At 56.3% G+C, this 21,145-nt stretch carries 25 protein-coding genes; 18 read left to right on the top strand and 7 right to left on the bottom strand.

Annotation, left to right across the window (positions count from 1 at the left end; translation table 11 throughout):
* Window positions 1–2: 2 nt before the first annotated feature.
* Window positions 3–710, bottom strand: a complete 708-nt coding sequence (locus ABLV54_RS19575; protein ID WP_048298386.1) for a B3/4 domain-containing protein — start codon at window positions 708–710, stop codon at window positions 3–5.
* Between the two features lie 43 nt (window positions 711–753).
* Between ABLV54_RS19575 and ABLV54_RS19570 the strand changes: the two genes are divergently transcribed.
* From ABLV54_RS19570 to sstT, 5 genes are all read left to right on the top strand, one after another.
* Entirely contained in the window at window positions 754–1,356 is a 603-nt protein-coding gene (locus ABLV54_RS19570) for an XRE family transcriptional regulator (RefSeq protein ID WP_043520967.1), read from the top strand.
* A gap of 19 nt (window positions 1,357–1,375) precedes the next feature.
* Window positions 1,376–1,876 carry a M48 family metallopeptidase gene (locus ABLV54_RS19565; RefSeq protein WP_032454156.1) on the top strand — a complete coding sequence of 167 codons (501 nt, stop codon included), beginning with the start codon at window positions 1,376–1,378 and terminating at the stop codon, window positions 1,874–1,876.
* A 73-nt stretch (window positions 1,877–1,949) separates the two neighbouring features.
* Complete coding sequence (locus ABLV54_RS19560; RefSeq protein ID WP_050533709.1) at window positions 1,950–2,939, top strand: Gfo/Idh/MocA family oxidoreductase; 990 nt, start codon at window positions 1,950–1,952, stop codon at window positions 2,937–2,939.
* Between the two features lie 272 nt (window positions 2,940–3,211).
* Complete coding sequence (locus tag ABLV54_RS19555; protein ID WP_004188496.1) at window positions 3,212–4,183, top strand: TerC family protein; 972 nt, start codon at window positions 3,212–3,214, stop codon at window positions 4,181–4,183.
* A 267-nt stretch (window positions 4,184–4,450) separates the two neighbouring features.
* On the top strand, window positions 4,451–5,698 hold the full coding sequence (sstT, locus tag ABLV54_RS19550; RefSeq protein WP_023291085.1) for a serine/threonine transporter SstT: 1,248 nt from the start codon (window positions 4,451–4,453) through the stop codon (window positions 5,696–5,698).
* A 15-nt stretch (window positions 5,699–5,713) separates the two neighbouring features.
* Here the strand turns inward: sstT and ABLV54_RS19545 are convergent, their stop codons facing one another.
* The 3 genes from ABLV54_RS19545 to uxaC form a co-directional block, all read right to left on the bottom strand.
* Window positions 5,714–6,268, bottom strand: a complete 555-nt coding sequence (locus ABLV54_RS19545; protein ID WP_049013415.1) for a YgjV family protein — start codon at window positions 6,266–6,268, stop codon at window positions 5,714–5,716.
* A gap of 130 nt (window positions 6,269–6,398) precedes the next feature.
* The gene (locus tag ABLV54_RS19540; protein WP_044524824.1) at window positions 6,399–7,886 is read right to left on the bottom strand and encodes an altronate dehydratase family protein; all 1,488 of its coding nucleotides are present in this window, start codon (window positions 7,884–7,886) and stop codon (window positions 6,399–6,401) included.
* An 18-nt stretch (window positions 7,887–7,904) separates the two neighbouring features.
* The gene (gene uxaC / locus ABLV54_RS19535; protein WP_023291088.1) at window positions 7,905–9,317 is read right to left on the bottom strand and encodes a glucuronate isomerase; all 1,413 of its coding nucleotides are present in this window, start codon (window positions 9,315–9,317) and stop codon (window positions 7,905–7,907) included.
* Window positions 9,318–9,797: 480 nt separating this feature from the next.
* Between uxaC and ABLV54_RS19530 the strand changes: the two genes are divergently transcribed.
* The 11 genes from ABLV54_RS19530 to ABLV54_RS19480 all read left to right on the top strand — a co-directional run bounded on the left by ABLV54_RS19530 (window position 9,798) and on the right by ABLV54_RS19480 (window position 17,273).
* A complete protein-coding gene (locus tag ABLV54_RS19530; RefSeq protein WP_023291089.1) occupies window positions 9,798–11,099 on the top strand; it encodes an MFS transporter in 1,302 nt (433 codons plus the stop codon).
* Between the two features lie 130 nt (window positions 11,100–11,229).
* Window positions 11,230–12,006 (top strand): transcriptional regulator ExuR, encoded by a 777-nt coding sequence (gene exuR / locus ABLV54_RS19525; RefSeq protein ID WP_004206120.1) that lies wholly within the window; start codon window positions 11,230–11,232, stop codon window positions 12,004–12,006.
* 341 nt (window positions 12,007–12,347) lie between these two features.
* Window positions 12,348–13,010 carry a DedA family general envelope maintenance protein YqjA gene (gene yqjA / locus ABLV54_RS19520; RefSeq protein ID WP_050533708.1) on the top strand — a complete coding sequence of 221 codons (663 nt, stop codon included), beginning with the start codon at window positions 12,348–12,350 and terminating at the stop codon, window positions 13,008–13,010.
* 8 nt (window positions 13,011–13,018) lie between these two features.
* Entirely contained in the window at window positions 13,019–13,396 is a 378-nt protein-coding gene (gene mzrA, locus ABLV54_RS19515) for an EnvZ/OmpR regulon moderator MzrA (protein WP_072096611.1), read from the top strand.
* Between the two features lie 149 nt (window positions 13,397–13,545).
* Window positions 13,546–13,914: a DUF1090 domain-containing protein gene (locus tag ABLV54_RS19510; protein WP_050533707.1), complete on the top strand. Its 369-nt coding sequence runs from the start codon at window positions 13,546–13,548 to the stop codon at window positions 13,912–13,914.
* Window positions 13,915–13,959: 45 nt separating this feature from the next.
* A complete protein-coding gene (locus ABLV54_RS19505; protein ID WP_002917916.1) occupies window positions 13,960–14,265 on the top strand; it encodes a YqjD family protein in 306 nt (101 codons plus the stop codon).
* 2 nt (window positions 14,266–14,267) lie between these two features.
* Window positions 14,268–14,666 (top strand): phage holin family protein, encoded by a 399-nt coding sequence (locus ABLV54_RS19500; protein ID WP_023291093.1) that lies wholly within the window; start codon window positions 14,268–14,270, stop codon window positions 14,664–14,666.
* Complete coding sequence (locus ABLV54_RS19495; protein WP_023291094.1) at window positions 14,663–14,959, top strand: YqjK-like family protein; 297 nt, start codon at window positions 14,663–14,665, stop codon at window positions 14,957–14,959. The genes ABLV54_RS19500 and ABLV54_RS19495 overlap by 4 nt, the downstream gene beginning before the upstream one ends.
* Window positions 14,960–15,319: 360 nt before the next feature.
* A complete protein-coding gene (locus tag ABLV54_RS19490) occupies window positions 15,320–15,712 on the top strand; it encodes a DoxX family protein (protein ID WP_002917920.1) in 393 nt (130 codons plus the stop codon).
* Window positions 15,713–15,791: 79 nt separating this feature from the next.
* Complete coding sequence (locus ABLV54_RS19485) at window positions 15,792–16,778, top strand: glutathione S-transferase family protein (protein WP_023291095.1); 987 nt, start codon at window positions 15,792–15,794, stop codon at window positions 16,776–16,778.
* Between the two features lie 126 nt (window positions 16,779–16,904).
* Window positions 16,905–17,273, top strand: coding sequence for a DUF805 domain-containing protein (locus ABLV54_RS19480; protein WP_004206131.1), 369 nt, complete (start codon window positions 16,905–16,907; stop codon window positions 17,271–17,273).
* 39 nt (window positions 17,274–17,312) lie between these two features.
* On the opposite strand, the gene ABLV54_RS19475 is transcribed toward ABLV54_RS19480, so the two are convergent.
* On the bottom strand, window positions 17,313–18,209 hold the full coding sequence (locus tag ABLV54_RS19475; protein ID WP_004144865.1) for a LysR family transcriptional regulator: 897 nt from the start codon (window positions 18,207–18,209) through the stop codon (window positions 17,313–17,315).
* Between the two features lie 104 nt (window positions 18,210–18,313).
* On the opposite strand from ABLV54_RS19475, the gene ABLV54_RS19470 reads away from it, so the two are divergent.
* Both ABLV54_RS19470 and ABLV54_RS19465 read left to right on the top strand, forming a co-directional pair.
* Entirely contained in the window at window positions 18,314–19,015 is a 702-nt protein-coding gene (locus ABLV54_RS19470; RefSeq protein ID WP_023291096.1) for a pirin family protein, read from the top strand.
* A 24-nt stretch (window positions 19,016–19,039) separates the two neighbouring features.
* Window positions 19,040–19,207 (top strand): hypothetical protein, encoded by a 168-nt coding sequence (locus ABLV54_RS19465; protein ID WP_004206134.1) that lies wholly within the window; start codon window positions 19,040–19,042, stop codon window positions 19,205–19,207.
* Between the two features lie 73 nt (window positions 19,208–19,280).
* On the opposite strand, the gene ABLV54_RS19460 is transcribed toward ABLV54_RS19465, so the two are convergent.
* Window positions 19,281–19,688, bottom strand: a complete 408-nt coding sequence (locus tag ABLV54_RS19460; protein ID WP_049013644.1) for a Spy/CpxP family protein refolding chaperone — start codon at window positions 19,686–19,688, stop codon at window positions 19,281–19,283.
* 149 nt (window positions 19,689–19,837) lie between these two features.
* Complete coding sequence (locus ABLV54_RS19455; RefSeq protein ID WP_050533706.1) at window positions 19,838–20,701, bottom strand: mechanosensitive ion channel domain-containing protein; 864 nt, start codon at window positions 20,699–20,701, stop codon at window positions 19,838–19,840.
* Window positions 20,702–21,145 lie beyond the last annotated feature (444 nt).

Here is a 21,145-nt window from a genome sequence, read left to right as displayed (position 1 = left end):
GCTCAGCGTAGATCGTCCTCGTCATCGGCTCGCAGCAGCGTTATCGAGGCGCGGGCGCCGGGCATCAGCTGCTGCAGATAGCCTACCAGCCGCTCTCCCGCCTCATGCAGGGCCGACAACGGCATCGCCGGCAGGCTTTCGAGAATAAACCACATCGTCTGCGCGCCGCTGTCCAGCCGGGTGCGTACGCCCTGCCGCCAGTTCCAGCGTCGGCAGGTTACGCCTATATCATCCCGCCAGATGACTTCGCCCGGCTCCGGATATTCCACCACCGGCTCTGCCGATTTCAGCGTATCGAATGGCTCATCGCCGCGGGCAATGGCCAGCCGCGGTTCGCCACGGTAGGCGGCCAGATTTTCCCCACCGACCGGGATGGCATAGCGAATGCTGATCGCGTTGTAGATATCCACCACCGGATCGATGGCCGGCAGGCTCCCCTCCTTCAGCACCCGCTTGCGCAGCGCCTGCGCCGAACAGGGGGTACGTTTCGCCTTCGCGCCGAAGGCGCTGAACGCTTCATCCCATGCCGCCAGATGCGCTTGCGCCCAGGGCACATCATCCTGCTGCACCGCCAGGCAGGCCTCGGCCAGCGCCTGTTCCGCGACGGCGGGATTGGCCACCGGCGCGCTCTCCACCACAATACTTAATGCCCGAAAGCCCGGCGCCAGGCGGCTGACCGCAGATTCGATTGACGGCGTTACGCTACGCATTCGATAATCCTGTAATGACCAATTTGTTTCATCATAGTGACCAATGAACGTAAAAGTCAATATAACGACCGATTCAGGATCTGATGTCGACCAGGTAAGTCGCGCCGTCGCTACGCGGCTGAAGGCCTACCGTAAAGCGAAAAAAATGTCGCTGGACGAGCTGTCGCGCCGGGCCAGCATCAGCAAAGGCATGCTGGTCGAGATGGAAAAAGAGGCCGCCAACCCCAGCATTGCGATCCTCTGCAAACTCGCCGCCGCGCTGGGCGTCTCGGTGGCGGATATTGTCAATGTGGCTAGCGAACCCGCGTTGCATATTATTCCCGCCGAGCAGATCCCTACCCTCTGGCAAGGCCCGCTGGGGGGCAGCGCCAGGCTCCTCGCCGGCACCGCCGGGCCGAATATGATTGAGCTGTGGCGCTGGGAGATGCAGCCCGGCGAAGCCTTTACCTCGCCCGGCCATCCGGCGACGACCTTCGAGCTGCTGCACGTGGAAGCCGGCGCGCTGACGCTGACGCTTGGCGAGACCTGCCGCACGGTGGCGGCCGGGGAATCCGCGGTGGCCCGTACCGAAACAGAGCACGGGTACCGGAATGCGGGGCCCGCGCCGCTGGTCTTTACCATGACCGTGGCTGAACTGCCCTCCTGACAAACATAATGATAAGACGATGACAAAACTCATTTATTTACAGGGCTATCCTGAATCGCTGCTGGCGCAGGTGACCACGTTAATCGAGCAAAACCGCCTTGGGGAGGTGCTGCAAAAGCGCTATCCGCATGGGCACGACGTTAACAGCGATAAAGCGCTATATCAGTACACCCAGGATTTGAAAAACCGCTTTCTGCGCGGCGCGGCGCCGATCAACAAAGTGATGTATGACAGTAAGATCCACGTGCTGAACAATGCGCTCGGCCTGCATACCGCCATTTCCCGCGTTCAGGGCGGCAAGCTGAAAGCCAAAGCGGAGATCCGCGTGGCGACGGTATTTCGCGACGCGCCGGAGGACTTTTTGCGGATGATCGTGGTCCATGAACTGGCGCATCTGAAAGAGAAGGAGCACAACAAAGCCTTCTACCAGCTGTGCTGCCATATGGAGCCGCAGTACCATCAGCTGGAGTTCGACACCCGCCTGTGGCTGACGCACCTTTCGTTAAATCGTTCTGCGTAGTCACGCACTGGTTTTGTCATGGGGGCATGATAGAGTGACGACAGGTTCCCTTTAATGGAGTTCGTCACCGTTTATGATACGTTTCGCAGTTGTTGGCACAAACTGGATCACTAAGCAGTTTGTCGATGCCGCCCATGAAACCGGCAAATATAAACTTACCGCCATCTACTCCCGCAGCCTCGAACAGGCGCAAGCCTTCGCCAATGACTATCCGGTCGAGCATCTGTTTACCTCGCTGGAGTCGCTGGCGCAAAGCGACGCCATTGACGCGGTATATATCGCCAGCCCGAACTCCCTGCACTTCCCGCAGACGCGGCTGTTCCTGAGCCACAAAAAGCACGTCATTTGCGAAAAACCGCTGGCGTCGAATCTGCAGGAGGTCGAGGAGGCCATCGCGATGGCGAAAGCCAACAACGTGGTGCTGTTTGAAGCCTTCAAAACCGCCAGCCTGCCCAACTTTCTGCTGCTGAAGGAAACCCTCGGCAAAGTGGGTAAACTGCGTAAAGCCTTCATTAACTACTGCCAGTACTCTTCGCGCTACCAGCGCTATCTCGACGGCGAAAACCCCAACACCTTTAATCCGGCGTTCTCCAACGGGTCGATTATGGATATCGGCTTCTATTGCCTGGCGTCCGCTGTGGCGCTGTGGGGCGAACCGCGGGCCGTTCATGCCACCGCCAGCCTGCTGGACAGCGGCGTGGACGCCCAGGGCACCGTGGTGCTGAGCTACGGCGACTTCGACGTGACGCTGCATCATTCCAAGGTGAGCGACTCGGCGATCCCCAGTGAAATTCAGGGCGAAGACGGCGTATTAGTGATCGAAAAAATCTCCGAGTGCCAGAAGCTGGCGTTTGTGCCGCGCGGCGGCAAAGCCCAGGACCTGACGCAGCCGCAGCATATCAATACTATGCTGTATGAGGCGGAGACCTTCGCGCGGCTGGTGGAAACAGAGGATGTCGACCATCCGGGCCTGGCAGTGAGCCGTATCACGGCGAAACTGTCGAGCGAAATTCGTCGCCAGACCGGGGTGATCTTCCCGGCCGATACGCAGCCGCTGGCGTAAAAGAGTGTAAAGGCCCGTCTGGCCGCCATTGACGAAAACCGCCCCGTGACATATTTTGTTACGAGCAAAGGGGAGTAACTTCCTTGCCGGCCGATCGTCATTACGATGCGTGTAACACCGCATCCGGTCGCCGGGCAATTACCAAAGCCCATCGCGATGAACTTTGGTTGTTGTAAGTGAGACCTTGCCGGAAGGCGAGGTCTATGCATAAAAGCGCAGCGGCTGCCGTCTTCCGACGTCAGCCGTTTTTGTTTTTATGTAAGGAATATCAAATGAATACTGTCGGCACGCCGTTGCTATGGGGTGGATTCGCTGTCGTCGTCGCGATCATGTTGGCGATCGACCTGCTGCTTCAGGGACGACGCGGTTCGCATAGCATGACCATGAAGCAGGCCGCTGGCTGGTCTATCCTCTGGGTCACACTTTCTCTGTTGTTTAACGCCGCGTTCTGGTGGTATCTGGTGCAAACCCAGGGCCGCGCCGTCGCCGATCCGCAGGCCCTGGCCTTCCTCACCGGCTATCTGATTGAAAAAGCGCTGGCGGTCGATAACGTCTTCGTCTGGCTGATGCTGTTCAGCTACTTCGCCGTGCCGCCTGCTCTGCAGCGCCGGGTGCTGGTGTATGGCGTCCTCGGGGCGATTGTTCTGCGCACCATTATGATCTTCGCCGGCAGCTGGCTTATCTCCCAGTTCGACTGGCTGCTGTACGTCTTCGGCGCCTTCCTGCTGTTTACCGGCGTGAAGATGGCGCTGGCGAAAGAGGACGATTCCGGCATCGGCGACAAACCGCTGGTGCGCTGGATCCGCAGCCATCTGCGAATGACCGATAAAATCGAGAGCGAGCGCTTCTTCACCCGTAAAAACGGGGTGCTGTTCGCCACGCCGCTGCTGCTGGTGTTGATTCTGGTCGAGCTGAGCGATGTGATATTCGCCGTCGACAGTATCCCGGCGATCTTCGCGGTCACCACCGACCCGTTTATCGTGCTGACCTCGAACCTGTTTGCCATTCTTGGCCTGCGCGCCATGTACTTCCTGCTGGCGGGGGTCGCTGAGCGCTTCTCAATGCTCAAATATGGCCTGTCGGTGATCCTGGTGTTTATTGGCGTGAAGATGCTGATCGTCGATTTCTACCATATCCCGGTCGCCATCTCGCTGGGGGTCGTGGGTGGTATCCTGACCGTCACGCTGTTGATTAACGCCTGGGTCAACAAGCAGCACGACAAGCAGCGCAAACTGCCTGAGTAACCTGCCTGGCGCGCCGTCGACCCCCGCTGGCGGCGCGGTAATCAGCTATAGCAGATCTTTTCGTAACGATAATGCCTGCTCATGTCACAATTATGTTGCTACATAGTTAAAAAATAAGATCCAGATTAAAATCACAGTATTTTGCGCTTCCCGCCCGTCATTCTTTCCGTATACTCGACTATGCAAACATATACTTACATCCTGACATAAACGTAACAAATAATACGTGGCTGGGATGGCTTGCTACATCACTGGAAGGAATGAATTATGACCACACGCACTCCCTCATCAGGGTGGCTTTCCCGCCTGGCACAAGGCAGCCTGGTGAAACAAATTTTAGTCGGCCTGGTACTTGGCGTGCTGCTGGCGCTGGTCTCTAAGCCTGCGGCCATCGCCGTCGGCCTGCTGGGGACCCTGTTCGTCGGCGCGTTAAAGGCGGTAGCGCCGGTGCTGGTATTGATGCTCGTCATGGCCTCGATCGCCAACCATCAGCACGGACAAAAAACCAGTATCCGCCCCATTCTGTTTCTCTATCTGCTGGGCACCTTCAGCGCGGCGCTGACCGCAGTGTTGTTCAGTTTTGTCTTTCCCTCGACCCTGCACTTAACCACCGCCGCCGACAGCATCACGCCGCCGTCGGGGATTGTTGAGGTGCTGCGCGGCCTGCTAATGAGTATGGTGTCCAACCCGATCGACGCCCTGCTGAACGCCAACTATATCGGTATTCTGGTGTGGGCGGTGGGCCTTGGCTTCGCCCTGCGTCACGGTAACGACACCACTAAAAACCTGATCAACGATGTCTCCCACGCGGTGACCTTTATCGTTAAAGTGGTGATCCGCTTTGCGCCGTTGGGGATCTTCGGTCTGGTCTCTTCCACCCTGGCGACCACCGGTTTTGAAACCCTGTGGGGTTACGCCCAGCTGCTGCTGGTGCTGGTGGGCTGTATGCTGCTGGTAGCGCTGGTGATTAATCCGCTGCTGGTGTTCTGGAAGCTCCGCCGCAACCCCTATCCGCTGGTGCTGACCTGCCTGCGCGAAAGCGGCGTCTACGCGTTTTTCACCCGCAGCTCCGCCGCTAATATTCCGGTGAATATGGCGCTGTGTGAGAAGCTGAACCTGGATCGCGATACCTATTCGGTCTCCATTCCGCTGGGGGCAACCATCAATATGGCGGGCGCGGCAATCACGATCACCGTGCTGACGCTGGCGGCGGTCCATACGCTGAATATTCCGGTGGATCTGCCGACGGCGCTGTTGCTAAGCGTGGTCGCTTCGCTGTGCGCCTGCGGCGCCTCCGGCGTGGCGGGCGGTTCGCTGCTGCTGATCCCGCTGGCCTGTAATATGTTTGGTATTCCGAACGATGTGGCGATGCAGGTGGTTGCCGTCGGCTTTATTATCGGCGTGCTGCAGGATTCTTGCGAAACCGCGCTGAACTCCTCCACCGACGCCCTGTTTACCGCCGCCGCCTGCATGGCGGAAGACGACCAGCTGGCGAAAAACGCCCTGCGTAGCTAATGCCTTTCCCCTCCGCTACCGCGCGGAGGGGCTCTCTTCCTGCACCGCGTTTTCAACCCTGAACGGATCGATACCCCGCTTTTGCATCCGGCGGAAGCGAATAATGTTCAGGCCGTTGACGATCAGGAAGCTGCCTTCAATCAGCGTCCCGCCGATGGAACCCAGCCACAGGTTATGCGTCGCCCAGCAGGCGGTGGAGCACCACATCACGCAGCGGACGGTCAGCCCCTTACAGCGAAACAGCGCCCAGGTGCTGGCGACAGTGCCAATAATCGGCAGCAGCTCCATAGCATGCTGCAGCTTGCCAAGGCCGAGGATCAGCGTCAGCAGGATAAAGATCGTCATCACCCACAGGCTGCGGGTGCGTAGGGAAATGACCGTGCGGAGCGCATTAAGCCCGGCGCTCATCCCGGCAGGCGCGGCGCCCATCAGGAAGAAATGGACGCCGATAACGCCGCTATAGACCGCCAGCTGAAGCCTGAAGCGACGTTCGTCGCGGTTGATAAAGGTGGTAATGCCGATAAGAAAGGCGATGACGCCGACGCCCTGGGCCAGCCAATATGCGGTCATGAAAGCTCCCCGAGAGAAAAAAACAAACGGCGCTTCACAGGCTGAAACGCCGCTGTTGCTTACCCGATGACGCTGCGCTATCAGGCCAATGCGCGATCAACGCCGCCCGGGCGCCAATATGAATGCGCCTTTACAGGGTAACACCGCTTTTAAAGATGGCCAGCTCGCGGAAGTCATTCTGCTCATTACAGGTCGGTTTGCCGTTGGCGAAAGCCACAATGGTGTCCACGAACTCCTCCAGCAGCTGCGGCATCGCTTTGCCGTGGATCAGCTGTCCGGCATCGAAGTCGATCCAGTGCTTTTTCTTTGCCGCCAGCTCGCTGTTGGTGGCGATCTTCACCGTCGGCACAAAGCCGCCGTACGGCGTGCCGCGGCCGGTGCTGAACAGCACCATATGGCAGCCGGCGCCGGCCAGCGCGCTGGTGGCGACGGCATCATTGCCCGGCGCGCTCAGCAAGTTCAGACCATGTACCTTCAGACGCTCGCCGTAGCGCAGGACATCCACCACCTGGCTGGAGCCCGCTTTCTGGGTACAGCCCAGCGACTTATCTTCGAGGGTGGTGATCCCCCCGGCCTTGTTGCCCGGCGAGGGGTTTTCGTAAATAGGCTGGTCGTGAGCGATAAAGTACTGCTTAAAGTCATTGACCATGGTCACCAGCTTGTCGAAGGTCGCTTCGTCGCGGCAGTGGCTCATCAGCAGCTGTTCGGCGCCGAACATCTCCGGCACTTCGGTCAGTACGGTGGTGCCGCCGTTGGCGATCACATAGTCTGAGAAGCGCCCCAGCATCGGGTTAGCGGTGATGCCGGACAGGCCGTCCGACCCACCGCACTCGAGGCCAAACTTCAGCTCGCTCAGCTTGCCCGGCTGACGTTTATCCTGACGCATCACGTCATACAGCTGGTGGAGATGCGCCACCCCTGCCTCCACTTCATCGTCCTGATGCTGACAAACCATAAAGTGCACGCGCTGCGGATCATACTCGCCCAGCGTTTCGCGAAAAGCATCCACCTGGTTGTTTTCACAGCCAAGGCCCACCACCAGCACCGCTCCGGCGTTCGGATGGCGGACCATATTCTGCAGCATGGTGCGGGTGTTGATGTGGTCGTCCCCGAGCTGTGAGCAACCGTAGGTATGGCTGAAGAGATGCACCCCATCGATATCTTCGGCGCCGTTCGCCTCTTTCAGAAAACGGTTCTGCATCTGACGGGCCATGGCGTTGACGCAGCCGACGGTCGGCAGGATCCATAGCTCATTGCGCACCCCGACGTCGCCATTGGCGCGACGATAAATCTGCACTTCGCGATCCGCTGGCTGCGGCGGTTGGGCAACCTGCTCCGGTTGATAGCGATACGCGTCAAGGTCGCTGAGATTGGTGCGCGTATTGTGCGCATGGACATGCTCGCCCGGCGCGATATCCGCCAGCGCATGGCCAATCGGCAACCCATACTTAACGACGTTTTCCCCTTTCGCGATAGCGCGCAGTGCAAACTTGTGTCCGCGAACGATATCCTGACCGAGGGTGACCGGGTCATTGTCGATCGTCACCACGCTACCGGCCGTCATATCCGCCAGCGCGACCGCGACGTTATCCTGCGAATGGATTTTGATGTATTGCATATCAACCGACCTCTGGTCTTAGTTCAGTTCAATGGCGAAATAGTCACGCGCATTGTTAAAGCAAATGTTTTTCACCATCTCGCCCAGCAGCGCGATATCCGCAGGCGCTTCGCCGGCGGCCACCCAACGGCCGATCATCTGGCACAGAATACGACGGAAGTATTCGTGGCGGGTGTAGGAGAGGAAGCTGCGGCTGTCGGTCAGCATCCCGACAAAGCGGCTCAGCAGGCCGAGCTGCGCCAGCTGGGTCATCTGCCGCTCCATGCCGTCTTTCTGATCGTTGAACCACCAGCCGGAGCCGAACTGCATCTTGCCCGGCATCCCTTCGCCCTGGAAGTTACCGATCATGGTGCCCAGCACTTCGTTATCGCGCGGGTTCAGGCAGTAGAGAATGGTTTTCGGCAGCAGGTTCTCTTCGTTCTGCTTGCTCAGCAGCTTAGACAGCTCTTCAGCCATCGGGCGATCGTTGATCGAGTCAAAGCCAACGTCCGGGCCTAACAGTTTGAACTGACGCAGGTTGTTATTGCGCAGCGCGCCGATGTGGTACTGCTGCACCCAGCCGCGACGGGCATACTCTGCGCCGAGGAACACCAGCACCGCGGTTTTGAACTGCGCCACTTCGCGTTCGCTGAGGGTTTCGCCAGCCAGGCGACGCGCCAGAATGGCGTCCAGCTCGGCGTCAGTCGCTTCCGCAAACAGCACCACGTCCAGGGCGTGGTCGGAGACTTTGCAACCGTGAGCGGCAAAGTGGTCCAGACGTTTGGTCAGCGCGCTTTGCAGGTCCGCAAAACGGCGAATATCGGTGTCGGACACTTCACCCAGCTTAGCCATATAGTCATTGAAGGTCGCCTGCTCGATGTTGAACGCTTTATCCGGGCGCCAGCTCGGTAACACCTTGATATCAAATGAAGTGTCTTTGGCGACAACCGCATGGTGTTCCAGGGAATCAATCGGATCGTCGGTGGTGCCGACCATCTTCACATTCATCTGCTTCATGATCCCGCGGGCGGAGAAAGCGTCCTGCGCCAGTAACGCATTGCACTGGTCCCAGATCTCATCGGCGGTGGAAGGCGACAGCAGCTTACCTGTAATACCAAATGGGCGACGCAGCTCTAAATGGGTCCAGTGGTATAACGGGTTGCCAATCGTGTGAGGCACGGTGGCTGCCCAGGCGTCAAATTTCTCGCGATCGGAGGCATCACCGGTACACAGACGCTCCGGCACGCCGTTGGTGCGCATCGCGCGCCATTTATAGTGATCGCCTTTCAGCCAGATGTCATACAGATTTTTGAAACGGTAATTTTCGGCAACCTGCTGCGGCGGAAGGTGGCAATGGTAGTCGAAAATAGGCTGATCTTTGGCGTAATCGTGGTACAGGCGGCGGGCAAATTCGCTATCGAGTAGAAAATCTTCGGTCATAAACGGTGTCATTCGTGTGTCCTCTTCGCTCCGGAGCGGGAGCCTTTCAGATGATTGACTACAATGCTGACAAAGTTATCACACCAATTTCTACAGACCGAACTGTTTTTCGTGAGTTAGATCAATAAACGCTGATAAAAAAAACCGTCTGCGCGCGGCAAACATCTCGCCAGGGCGCGCCGTATCTGGCTTTCTTCACCAATCATAAAGACCACACTAACTTTCCCGCTTTTGTGACAGCACTCAACTTTTAAAGTTGTATGACAAGTTATCTTTCTGCCGTCGCAACATATAAACCGACGGAATGCTTTACCGGTGTTTATGGCATCGGCTTATACGGAATGGATACCGACTTTTTACATAACAACTGATGGTAAGGTTCGGGCCAGAGGAGACCGCCCTCCTGAACCCTCCGTTTCGCTTTCCCGACCGCGTATCGCCGTCAGGAGAGGCCGCACCTGGTGCGGAGAAATTACAGACGATGAGGTTTACATGCGTAAAATTAAAGGGTTACGTTGGTACATGATCGCACTGGTGACGCTGGGCACCGTGCTGGGCTACCTGACCCGTAACACCGTGGCGGCGGCCGCGCCGACGCTGATGGAAGAGTTACACATCTCGACCCAACAGTACTCCTATATCATTGCAGCCTATTCCGCTGCCTATACCGTCATGCAGCCTGTCGCAGGTTATGTCCTTGATATACTGGGGACTAAAGTCGGCTATGCCTTCTTCGCTATCGCCTGGGCGATATTCTGCGGCTCGACCGCCCTCGCCGGCAGCTGGGGCGGACTGGCGCTGGCCCGCGGCGCGGTGGGCGCGGCGGAAGCGGCGATGATCCCCGCCGGGCTGAAAGCCAGCTCCGAATGGTTCCCGGCAAAAGAGCGCTCTATCGCGGTGGGCTACTTCAACGTAGGTTCCTCTATCGGCGCCATGATCGCGCCGCCGCTGGTGGTGTGGGCGATCGTCATGCACAGCTGGCAGATGGCGTTCATTATCTCCGGGGTTCTGAGCTTCGCCTGGGCCATCGCCTGGCTGATCTTCTACAAACACCCGCGCGACCAGAAGAAATTATCTGACGAAGAACGCGACTACATCATTGGCGGCCAGGAGTCTCAACACCAGACCAATAATGCGAAGAAAATGTCGCCGTGGGAGATCCTGCGCAACCGTCAGTTCTGGGGTATAGCCCTGCCGCGCTTCCTCGCCGAGCCGGCCTGGGGGACCTTTAACGCCTGGATCCCGCTGTTCATGTTTAAGGTTTACGGCTTTAACCTGAAAGAGATCGCGATGTTCGCCTGGATGCCGATGCTGTTCGCCGACCTCGGCTGCATCGTCGGTGGATACCTGCCGCCGCTGTTCCAGCGCTGGTTCGGCGTTAACCTGATCGTGTCGCGTAAAATGGTGGTCACCATGGGCGCCCTGCTGATGATTGGCCCGGGGATGATCGGCCTGTTCACCAGCCCGTACGTGGCGATTGCCCTGCTGTGCATCGGCGGGTTTGCTCACCAGGCGCTGTCCGGGGCGCTGATTACCCTCTCTTCCGACGTCTTTGGCCGTAACGAAGTCGCTACCGCCAACGGTCTGACCGGGATGGCCGCCTGGCTTGCGAGCACCATGTTCGCCCTGGTCGTCGGCGCGCTGGCAGACACCATCGGTTTCAGCCCGCTGTTTGCGGTACTGGCGGTCTTTGACCTGCTGGGCGCGCTGGTCATCTGGACGGTGCTGAAAAACAAACCGGCTGACGATGACACGACGCCGCTTAGCAGCCGCAAACCGGCCACCCAGAGTTAGAGACGCTTATACTGAGGTGATCGCCTGCCAAGCCGCCTTCTCAGGCGGCTTTTTCATCCCTGCCAGTGGTGGAAATCGCGTAAAAGTGGTATAACAAATCGAATATTGTCGCCATCTTGCGGGAGCGAATATGGAAATCATTGAACCACGCCGTCTTTATCAGCAACTTGCCGCTGAGCTGAAGACGCGCATCGAACAAGGTGTCTACCTTGTAGGGGATAAGCTGCCCGCCGAGCGCTTTATCGCCGATGAAAAAAACGTTAGCCGCACCGTGGTTCGTGAAGCCATTATCATGCTGGAAGTGGAAGGCTATGTCGAAGTCCGCAAAGGGTCGGGCATTCACGTCATCTCCAACCATCCGAAATACCAGCAGGTGGCCGATGAAAGCCTGGAGTTCGCCAACTATGGCCCCTTTGAGCTGCTGCAGGCGCGGCAGCTTATTGAAAGCAATATCGCCGAATTCGCGGCCACTCAGGTGACCAAGCAGGACATCATGAAGCTGATGGAGATTCAGGAGAAAGCGCGCAACGAAAAGTGTTTCCGCGACTCCGAATGGGATCTGCAGTTTCACGTCCAGGTGGCGCTGGCCACGCAGAATAGCGCCCTGGCGGCGATCGTGGAAAAAATGTGGACCCAGCGCGTGCATAACCCGTACTGGAAAAAGCTGCATGAGCATATCGATCTGCGCACCGTCGATAACTGGTGCGACGACCACGATCAGATCCTGAAGGCTCTGCTGCGTAAAGATCCGAACGCCGCCAAACTGGCGATGTGGCAGCATCTGGAAAATACCAAGCAAATGCTGTTTAACGAAACCAGCGACGACTTTGAATTTAATGCCGATCGCTACTTATTTGCCGAAAACCCGGTGGTTCATCTCGATACCGCGGCCAACGGCGCGAAATAAGCCTTTATCCCCCCGGCGCGCGGCCCCTGCGCGCCTGTTCCCCATGCCGGCTGGGGTAAGCAAAACATATATAGTGTCAGCCTGTGTAAATCCTCTCGCCTCCCATCGCCGCAATCAGCAAAATCAACGAGCAACACCTTGCAATTTCTCTGACGGAAAGTCAGGTGATTTGTTACAATTAGATGCATTTTGCCGTTCTGGGAGTAGGTATCGACTTACTTCAATTTTATACAGGGAAGCGTTCAGAGCGCCGAAGCAGCGACCATAATCTCATAAAAATCTTGTCGCCCTACATGCCGCGCGCTCAGACGTGCCGTTAACCGATGTACCAGGAATCGTGAATGGAACTATTAACCCAGTTATTGAATGCCTTGTGGGCTCAGGATTACGAAACGCTCGCGAATCCCTCCATGATTGGCATGCTGTATTTTGTCTTGTTTATGATTTTGTTCCTTGAGAACGGGTTATTGCCTGCCGCGTTTTTGCCGGGGGACAGCCTGCTTGTGCTCGTGGGCGTGCTGATCGCCAAAGGGGCGATGGGCTTTCCGGAAACGTTGCTGCTGCTCACTGCCGCCGCCAGCCTCGGCTGCTGGCTGAGCTACATCCAGGGGCGTTGGCTGGGCAATACGCGGATCGTGCAAAACTGGCTGTCGCATCTGCCCTCTCACTATCATCAGCGCGCGCATCACCTGTTTCATAAACATGGACTCTCCGCGCTGCTGATCGGCCGCTTCATCGCCTTCGTGCGCACACTGCTGCCGACCATCGCCGGGCTTTCCGGCCTCAATAACACCCGCTTTCAGTTCTTTAACTGGATGAGCGGCCTGCTGTGGGTGCTCATCCTGACCTCGCTGGGCTATCTGCTGGGCAAAACCCCGGTATTTCTTAAGTATGAAGATCAGCTGATGTCCTGCCTGATGCTCCTGCCGGTTGCGCTGTTGGTCTTCGGACTGGTCGGCTCGCTGGTGGTGCTGTGGAAGAAAAAATACAGAAGCCGGGGCTAATGATGGTCATAAAACGCCCTTCCCTGCGCCAGCTCAGCTGGCTGCTGGGTGGCTCTCTTCTGCTCTGCGCGCTGTTCTGGCTATGGCTGGCGGTGCAGCAGCAAGAGGCCACGCTGGCGATCCGTCCGGTTGGACAGGGCGTCAGTATGCCGGATGGTTTCTCCGTCTGGCATCACCTCGACGCCAACGGTATCCGCTTCAAGAGCATTACGCCGCAAAAGGATGGCCTGCTGATTAAGTTTGATTCCACCGCCCAGGGCGCGGCGGCGAAAGAGGTTCTCGGCCGCGCTCTGCCTCATGGTTATATTATCGCCTTGCTGGAAGACGATAACTCGCCCACCGCCTGGTTATCCCGCCTGCGCGACGCGCCGCATCGGCTCGGGTAAACGGCCGTCAGACTGCGTTTTCAACGCAGTCTGGTGGTTTCCCGCATTTGTTACTATGCTTAAACCTGCGTGAATCAACGCATTCACGTTTACCAACGGGAACGGGTTTATCCTCCGGGTATCCCCTAAGACAATGGAAGGTACTATCCATGAAACACCGCATCGCTCTGCTTCTGGCCCTGTCTTCACTTAGCGCCAGCGCCATAGCCGCCTCTCCCTGCCAGGAAAAAGAGCAGGATATTCAACGAGAGATTAGCTATGCCGAAAAGCATCACAATCAAAGTCGCATTGATGGGCTAAATACCGCGCTACGCCAGGTACGGGAGAACTGCAGCGACAGTAAACTCAAAGCCGATCATCAGCAAAAAATTGCCAAACAGCGGGAAGAGATCGCTGAACGTCAGCGCGATCTGCAGGAAGCCCGGAAGAAAGGCGATGCGGAAAAAATCAACAAACGCCAGCATAAACTCAATGAAGCGCAACAGGAGTTGAAAACGCTGGAGTCTCGGGATTACTAATCACTATTAACTTTCGCAATACGGACCACGCTACAGGAGAACGACATGGCTAAAGAGAATGTGACTGACGACCTTCGTGCAGAACTGAAAACGCTGGCGGACACCCTGGAGGAAGTACTGAATTCCTCGGCGGACAAGTCGAAAGAAGAGATGGGTAAACTGCGCAGTAAAGCCGAGAGCGCGCTGAAAGAGAGCCGCGCCCGTCTGGGTGAGACCAGCGAAGCGATTCTGCGTCAAACTCGTGAGACCGCCGCGCGAGCGGATGATTATGTTCGCGAAAATCCGTGGACAGGGGTCGGGATTGGCGCCGCCGTCGGGCTGGTGCTGGGTGTCCTGCTGTCGCGTCGCTGATTATGGCAAATACTCAACACACGCAGGGGCCGGGTCAGCGCGTCTTCTCCATTGGCCAGCGTATCGTTACGCTGCTGGTCGAAATGGTGGAAACACGGCTGCGCCTGGTCGTCGTGGAGCTGGAGGAGGAGAAAGCCAACCTCTTCCAGCTGCTGATCATGACCGGACTGACGCTGCTGTTTGCCGCGTTTGGCCTCATGAGTCTGCTGGTGCTGGTTATCTGGGCCGTTGACGCTCAGTACCGCCTGCACGTCATGATCGCCACCACCGTCGTGCTGCTTCTCGCCGCCGCGATTGTCGGTATCCTTACCTTACGTAAGGCGCGACGCTCCACGCTGCTGCGCCTGACGCGAAGAGAGCTGGAGAACGACCGTGCCCTTCTGGAGGAAGATAAACCATGAATGGCCGACAGGAGCGTGAACGGCAAAAGGCGCAGCTGCTGCGCCAGATCCAGCAGCAACGGCTGGAGCTGAGCGCCTGTCGCCGCCACTGGCTGGAAGCGACGGCGCCCTTAGACCGCGGCTGGCATACGCTGCTTAGTTTACGTTCGTGGCTGATGGTGGGCAGCGGTCTGATGGCCGTGTGGTCCGTCCGACACCCGCATTTTTTAATGCGCTGGACCAAACGCGGACTGGGTTTATGGAGTACCTGGCGGCTGGTCCGCGGGATCCTGCGCCAGTCGGCAGTCCGTTAGCCGCCCGGAGCGCGGGCGCTTTTCCCGGCGCCCCGCTCTGCCACTTCCTCGCCCGATACGCAACGCTGTGCGTAAAAACTTGCCCTCTGGCCGCCATCCGCGGTCAGCCAGCCCTCTGATCCCATGCCATTCCGCCCGGCCAGGCCTTTACCAGCGCCGGTCATGACCTATCGCGTTGAGGCATTTTTCGCCCCCTCTTACCGATTACTCAGAAACTTTGAACTAGATCTACAGTTTTCCTTGCTAACAATTCCCTCTCCGCCTCGCTACTATCCTCTCCATCGACAGCAACACCGCGTAACTACGCGGGATTGCGCTAAAAAACAAAACCGCCGCCCTTTGGGTTTTCTGGAGTAAGAAATGAAAAAATTAGAAGATGTTGGTGTACTGGTAGCGCGCATTCTGATGCCGATTCTGTTTATCACTGCAGGATGGGGCAAAATCACCGGTTATGCGGGAACCCAGCAGTATATGGAAGCCATGGGCGTACCGGGTGCGCTGCTGCCGCTGACCATTCTCCTTGAATTCGGCGGCGGACTGGCGATTCTGTTCGGTTTCCTGACCCGGACCACCGCGCTGTTCACCGCAGGCTTTACGCTGTTGACCGCGTTCCTGTTCCACAGCAACTTTGCGGAAGGCGTGAACTCCCTGATGTTCATGAAAAACCTGACCATCGCTGGCGGTTACCTGCTGCTGGCCATTACCGGACCGGGCGCCTTCAGTATCGACCGTGTACTGAATAAGAAATGGTAAGCGCACTATACTGAATGAATGAAAAAGCGAGGAGGCCACTCCTCGCTTTTGCTATCTGAAGTCTGAAGGAGGAATAAAGATGGGCCAATTAGTCGACGGCGTCTGGCAGGATACCTGGTATGACACAAAATCCACCGGTGGGCGTTTTAAGCGTTCCGTTTCCGCCTTCCGTAACTGGCTCACCGCCGATGGCGCGGCCGGACCGAGTGGTGAAGGGGGATTTGCGGCGGAAAAAGATCGCTATCATCTGTACGTTTCTCTCGCCTGCCCGTGGGCGCATCGCACGTTAATTATGCGTAAGCTGAAAGGACTGGAGCCTTTTCTCCCTGTCTCCGTGGTCAATCCGCTGATGCTGGAAAACGGCTGGACTTTTGACGACAGCTTCCCGGAAGCCACCGGTGACACCCTTTATCAGCACGATTTTCTCTATCAGCTGTATCTGCACGCCGACCCGCACTACACCGGTCGCGTCACCGTCCCGGTACTATGGGATAAAAAACAGCAGACCATCGTCAGCAATGAGTCGGCAGAAATCATCCGTATGTTTAATACCGCCTTCGATGGCCTGGGCGCCAGAGCCGGGGATTACTACCCGCCGGCGCTGCGGGAAAAAATCGATGAACTGAACGGCTGGATATATGACAACGTCAATAACGGCGTGTATAAAGCCGGCTTTGCCACCAGTCAGCAGGCTTACGACGAAGCGGTGGATGCGGTGTTTACCTCGCTGGAGCGGCTGGAGCAGATCCTCGGTCAGCATCGTTACCTGACGGGCAATCAGCTGACGGAAGCGGATATTCGCCTGTGGACGACGCTGGTACGCTTCGACCCGGTGTATGTGACCCATTTTAAATGCGACAAACGACGCATCAGCGATTATCTCAATCTCTACGGCTTCCTGCGCGACATCTACCAGATGCCGGGTATCGCGGAGACGGTGAGCTTTCCGCATATTCGTCACCACTATTACCGCAGCCATAAAACCATTAACCCTACCGGCATCATCTCCATTGGGCCGCAGCAGGATCTCAGCGAACCACACGGTCGCGACCAGCGCTTCCGTTGATCCGTCGGGCGCCAGTGATGGCGCCCAATAATTCAGAAAACAGATATTTACCCACCATTCATTCACGTCTATTCTTATTGCGATCGCTTAAAAAACAAGTGATTGACGGTTAATTGAGGCGTAGAAATGGACTGGTATCTCAAGGTATTAAAAAACTATATAGGATTTGGCGGCCGTGCGCGGCGCAAAGAGTACTGGATGTTTATTCTGGTCAACCTCATCCTGACCGGCGTATTGAGCATCATCGATAAAATGCTGGGCTGGCAGCGGGCGGGCGGCGAAGGCATTCTGACGACCATCTATGGCATACTGGTCTTTTTACCGTGGTGGGCGGTGCAGTTTCGGCGTCTGCACGACACCGACCGTTCGGCATGGTGGCTGCTGCTGCTGTTGATCCCGGTCATCGGCTGGCTGGTGATCCTGATCTTTAACTGCCAGCGCGGAACGGAAGGCAACAACCGATTCGGGGCCGATCCAAAACCCTTTTCCTACTGATCTTCCTGCTCCTCCCGCTAGCGGGAGGAGTGTCCTCGACTATCTGCCGGCAAACAGCTTAGGGATCTCACGCAAGCACCAGGACTTCGCTTCGCCCATGCTGTCCCGTCGCCAGGCCATGATAATGTCAATTTCATTGGTATATTCCGGACTGACCACCCGCAAGCGTCCTTCAGCAATATCCTTCTCCACCAGCGGATAGGGCATGGTCGCCACGCCTAATCCGGCCAGCAGCGCCTGGCGCTTATCTTCAATGGTGCTCACCGTTAAGCGCGGCTGTTTATCCAGCAGCTGAACGGTGAGAACGGGCCGCTCGCGCGCGGTATCCGCCACCGCGACGCCACGGTATTTCACGCGGGTGACCTCAGAGAGCGGTTCAGGCTCCTGGTGGATCGGGTGGTCCGGCGCCGCGACGTACACGCTGAGCACCGAATAGAGTTTGCGCGAGTTAATCTCCGAGGAAGAACGAAAATGCATATCCGGCGCGACAACGATATCCGCCCGCCCCTGCTCCAGCCGCTCCCAGGCGCCGGCCAGCACCTCGGTGATAATCGACAGCTGGGTATTGGACTTGGTCGCCAGTTTCTCAATCAGCGGAAACAGATCCGGCGTGGGCACCAGCGCTTCGGTGACGATCGTCAGGTGAGTTTCCCAGCCGCGAGACAGGGCTTCGGCATCGGTGGTGAGCTTGTCCGCCGCCTCGAGCAGCACACGACCGCGCTCCAGCAGCATACGCCCGACGTTGGTGAACTTTGTGCGATGACCTGAGCGGTCAAACAGCACCACGTCCAGCTCTTCCTCCAGTTTTTGCATGGTGTAGCTCAGGGCGGAAGGCACGCGTCCCAGCTCATCAGCCGCGGCAGCGAAGCTCCCGCGACGGTCGATCGCATCCATCACGCGTAACGCTTCCAGCGTTAATGCTCTCTCTTTAGCCATCGCTTTCTCATTCAGGAAATTTGAACATACCGGGCAGAATATCTGGCTAACAATACAGCGTCCATACCTTTACCATTGATTTAGTGTAAAGAGAGGTCAAGAACATGATTACTACCCGAACAGCCAAACAATGCGGACAAGCAGACTTCGGCTGGCTGCAGGCCCGCTACACCTTCTCCTTTGGCCACTACTTCGACCCAAAATTACTGGGCTTCGCGTCCTTACGCGTTCTCAATCAGGAAGTGCTGGCCCCCGGGGCCTCGTTCCAGGCCAGAACGTATCCCAAGGTCGATATCCTGAACCTGATTCTGGAAGGCGAAGCGGAGTATCGCGACAGCGACGGCAATCACCTGCAGGCCAGGGCCGGCGACGCGTTGATTATCGCCACTCAGCCTGGCGTGAGCTATAGCGAGCACAATCTGAGCAAAGAGCAGTCGTTAACGCGGATGCAGCTATGGCTCGATGCCTGCCCGCAGCGAGAAAACCCGCTGCAGCAGAAAATCGAGGTCGCCAACGCGCCGCTACAGCTGCTGGCCTCACCGGATGGGGGGAATAATAGCCTCCAGCTTCGCCAGCAGGCCTGGGTCTATCATATCGCGCTGGAAAAAGGTGAGCAGATCAACGTGCAATTGCATGGCCCGCGCGCCTACCTGCAGTCGATCCACGGCACCGTCCATGCCGTCGCGCAGGAACAACCCAAACAGGCTCTCACCTGTGGTGATGGGGCATTTATTCGTGACGAAGCTAACATTACCCTCGTCGCCGATACGCCGCTGCGCGCTTTGCTGATAGATTTACCGGTGTAACAACGGAAGGGATGGAGTCTGTCAGTGAGTAAGAAGAAAAACAGAAAAAAGGCGTCTCCGACGCCGCTAGCCCCGACGCCGCCGGAAACCGTCGGCGTCGTCAGCTTTGGTTATGATGAGATGCTTAGCGAACTGGAAGCCATCGTCGCCGAGGCGGAGATTCGCCTGCGGGATGAAGAAAGTCTCGCCTGAAGCTGCAGCATGGATTATTCGACTATCGTTGATGACCTGCCGCTAATACCGGCCCCGAAAGGGGCTGAGGGCATTATTCACTCAGCGCGTCGGCAAGATCTTTTTTCACCTGGGTGCGCTGCTCCGGCGTCAGTACCTGATTCACATCAAAATAGTACTTCACGCGATAATAACGTACCTGTTGATCAATTTTACTGAATGCCGCCAGCTGATCCTTCACCGCTTTCTCATTCCATTTACCGGAATCAATCACGTTAATCAGCGCGCCATCTTTAATGTCTTGCTGTGAAATCTGCTCAACGTTTTTTTCCATTTGCTGATGCAGGCTGTTAATTTTGCTCACCTGATCGGGAGTCAGTTTTAAGTGCTGGACGATGGGGTCCTTAGCGGGTGCTGGCGCAGTCTCTTCCGCGGCCTGCGCCGCCAGCGAAAAACCGGCAACGGCGGCGGTCAATAATATAGCTCGTGATACTTTTGTCATTTTATTATCCTGTATAAGTGCGTCATGATAAGACGCACTATTATTCCCTGAACAATAATGGCGATGTGTAAAAAAGCATGAACATAATTGTAAAAGGGGTTGGATGCATTCATAGATCAAATGATCTATAAGCTAAACATCCGCATTGTTTATTTTTTTAGGTCCGATAACGCCGAGGAGGTTAAATTAATATCCATCCGTTGCGCGGCGAGGGTGATCTGATGTTCATCGAGTGCTTCTTTAATCGCCTCAAGAAAATCAAAATAAGTCTCCCAATATTCGCTATTTTTCACCCAGACACGAACAGTGAAGTTAAGTGTGCCCGGCATCATTTCAAGCAGACGAACCGTAGTACCACGAGATTGATCGATTCGCTTTTCACTATCAATGATAGCCTGAATGACCTGCTTAACCTGCACAATTTTAGTCTCGCTGGCCACGCCGAGGGTCAGATCGATTCGCCGAAAAGGATGGCAGGAATAATTCACAATACTGTCGGCGATGACTTTACCATTTGGAATAATAACTTCTTTATTATCAACGGTTAGTAGTGTAGTTGAAAAAACATGTACGGACTGCACCATACCAGAAATCGCGCCGACCTGTACAAAATTGCCGGCCCGAAAAGGACGTAAAGTGACTAACAGAACACCAGCGGCAAAGTTAGAAAGCGAGCCTTGCAGCGCCAGACCAATTGCCAGCCCTGCCGCGCCAATAACCGCGATGATGGAAGACGTCTCAATCCCTACCCGACCTAATGCGGCGATTATCGCAAAAGCCATCGTAATATAACGAACGAGCGCAGCAAAGAAATGAACGATTGTCGCATCGACGTTGCGTCGTAAGAGAATTTTCTCGAAGGCTTTAGCGAGGACTTTTGCAAGCATTCGCCCGACAAAAAGAATAATCAGCGCTGCCACGATATTCCAGGCAAACTGCATAATTGTTTCACCATGACCGATAAGCCAGGCTATTGCCGATTTGAGCTGCGGGAATAATACTACATTTTTCACGTCTATCACTCCTGTCTGGATAACCTATAAACCTGCTATCCATTAAGCTGAATGATGACCGCTGCAAATCAGGGAATGGAGACTAACGGATAGACAATAAAACATCGTAGCGTGACAGTATTAACGAATCCGGTGTTTAAAGCAGCCAAAAAACTGTTTAAAAGTGGATATTCTGCAAACCTGATTTACAACCGACTGAAATTAAAAATAAACACCTTCGTCGAGAGGTTTTATAGAGATAGTTGCAACTGACCGATAAGCCGCTTTTTTTTGGGTATAGCGTCGTGGACAGTCATTCATCTGCGTCACGGATTCAGATAGCAAAAACCCCGCCGAAGCGGGGTTTTGCGTAAAGCGGTGAAGCTGACCGATAAGCCGCTTTCTTTTGAGTATAGCGTCGTGGACAGTCATTCATCTGCGTCACGGATTCAGATAGCAAAAACC

The organism is Klebsiella sp. JB_Kp042 (assembly GCF_040065275.1).
GTDB classification, from domain to species: domain Bacteria; phylum Pseudomonadota; class Gammaproteobacteria; order Enterobacterales; family Enterobacteriaceae; genus Klebsiella; species Klebsiella quasipneumoniae.
The sequence above is the reverse complement of the archived record's forward strand: the minus strand, read 5'-3'. Positions and strand labels throughout refer to the sequence as shown.

What these genes read in the sequence shown, in the direction of transcription:
- ABLV54_RS19575 (WP_048298386.1), bottom strand. Translation starts at nt 710, where the DNA reads ATGCGTAGCGTAACGCCGTCAATCGAATCTGCGGTCAGCCGCCTGGCG.
- ABLV54_RS19570 (WP_043520967.1), top strand. Translation starts at nt 754, where the DNA reads ATGAACGTAAAAGTCAATATAACGACCGATTCAGGATCTGATGTCGAC.
- ABLV54_RS19565 (WP_032454156.1), top strand. Translation starts at nt 1,376, where the DNA reads ATGACAAAACTCATTTATTTACAGGGCTATCCTGAATCGCTGCTGGCG.
- ABLV54_RS19560 (WP_050533709.1), top strand. Translation starts at nt 1,950, where the DNA reads ATGATACGTTTCGCAGTTGTTGGCACAAACTGGATCACTAAGCAGTTT.
- ABLV54_RS19555 (WP_004188496.1), top strand. Translation starts at nt 3,212, where the DNA reads ATGAATACTGTCGGCACGCCGTTGCTATGGGGTGGATTCGCTGTCGTC.
- sstT (WP_023291085.1), top strand. Translation starts at nt 4,451, where the DNA reads ATGACCACACGCACTCCCTCATCAGGGTGGCTTTCCCGCCTGGCACAA.
- ABLV54_RS19545 (WP_049013415.1), bottom strand. Translation starts at nt 6,268, where the DNA reads ATGACCGCATATTGGCTGGCCCAGGGCGTCGGCGTCATCGCCTTTCTT.
- ABLV54_RS19540 (WP_044524824.1), bottom strand. Translation starts at nt 7,886, where the DNA reads ATGCAATACATCAAAATCCATTCGCAGGATAACGTCGCGGTCGCGCTG.
- uxaC (WP_023291088.1), bottom strand. Translation starts at nt 9,317, where the DNA reads ATGACACCGTTTATGACCGAAGATTTTCTACTCGATAGCGAATTTGCC.
- ABLV54_RS19530 (WP_023291089.1), top strand. Translation starts at nt 9,798, where the DNA reads ATGCGTAAAATTAAAGGGTTACGTTGGTACATGATCGCACTGGTGACG.
- exuR (WP_004206120.1), top strand. Translation starts at nt 11,230, where the DNA reads ATGGAAATCATTGAACCACGCCGTCTTTATCAGCAACTTGCCGCTGAG.
- yqjA (WP_050533708.1), top strand. Translation starts at nt 12,348, where the DNA reads ATGGAACTATTAACCCAGTTATTGAATGCCTTGTGGGCTCAGGATTAC.
- ABLV54_RS19510 (WP_050533707.1), top strand. Translation starts at nt 13,546, where the DNA reads ATGAAACACCGCATCGCTCTGCTTCTGGCCCTGTCTTCACTTAGCGCC.
- ABLV54_RS19505 (WP_002917916.1), top strand. Translation starts at nt 13,960, where the DNA reads ATGGCTAAAGAGAATGTGACTGACGACCTTCGTGCAGAACTGAAAACG.
- ABLV54_RS19500 (WP_023291093.1), top strand. Translation starts at nt 14,268, where the DNA reads ATGGCAAATACTCAACACACGCAGGGGCCGGGTCAGCGCGTCTTCTCC.
- ABLV54_RS19495 (WP_023291094.1), top strand. Translation starts at nt 14,663, where the DNA reads ATGAATGGCCGACAGGAGCGTGAACGGCAAAAGGCGCAGCTGCTGCGC.
- ABLV54_RS19490 (WP_002917920.1), top strand. Translation starts at nt 15,320, where the DNA reads ATGAAAAAATTAGAAGATGTTGGTGTACTGGTAGCGCGCATTCTGATG.
- ABLV54_RS19485 (WP_023291095.1), top strand. Translation starts at nt 15,792, where the DNA reads ATGGGCCAATTAGTCGACGGCGTCTGGCAGGATACCTGGTATGACACA.
- ABLV54_RS19480 (WP_004206131.1), top strand. Translation starts at nt 16,905, where the DNA reads ATGGACTGGTATCTCAAGGTATTAAAAAACTATATAGGATTTGGCGGC.
- ABLV54_RS19475 (WP_004144865.1), bottom strand. Translation starts at nt 18,209, where the DNA reads ATGGCTAAAGAGAGAGCATTAACGCTGGAAGCGTTACGCGTGATGGAT.
- ABLV54_RS19470 (WP_023291096.1), top strand. Translation starts at nt 18,314, where the DNA reads ATGATTACTACCCGAACAGCCAAACAATGCGGACAAGCAGACTTCGGC.
- ABLV54_RS19460 (WP_049013644.1), bottom strand. Translation starts at nt 19,688, where the DNA reads ATGACAAAAGTATCACGAGCTATATTATTGACCGCCGCCGTTGCCGGT.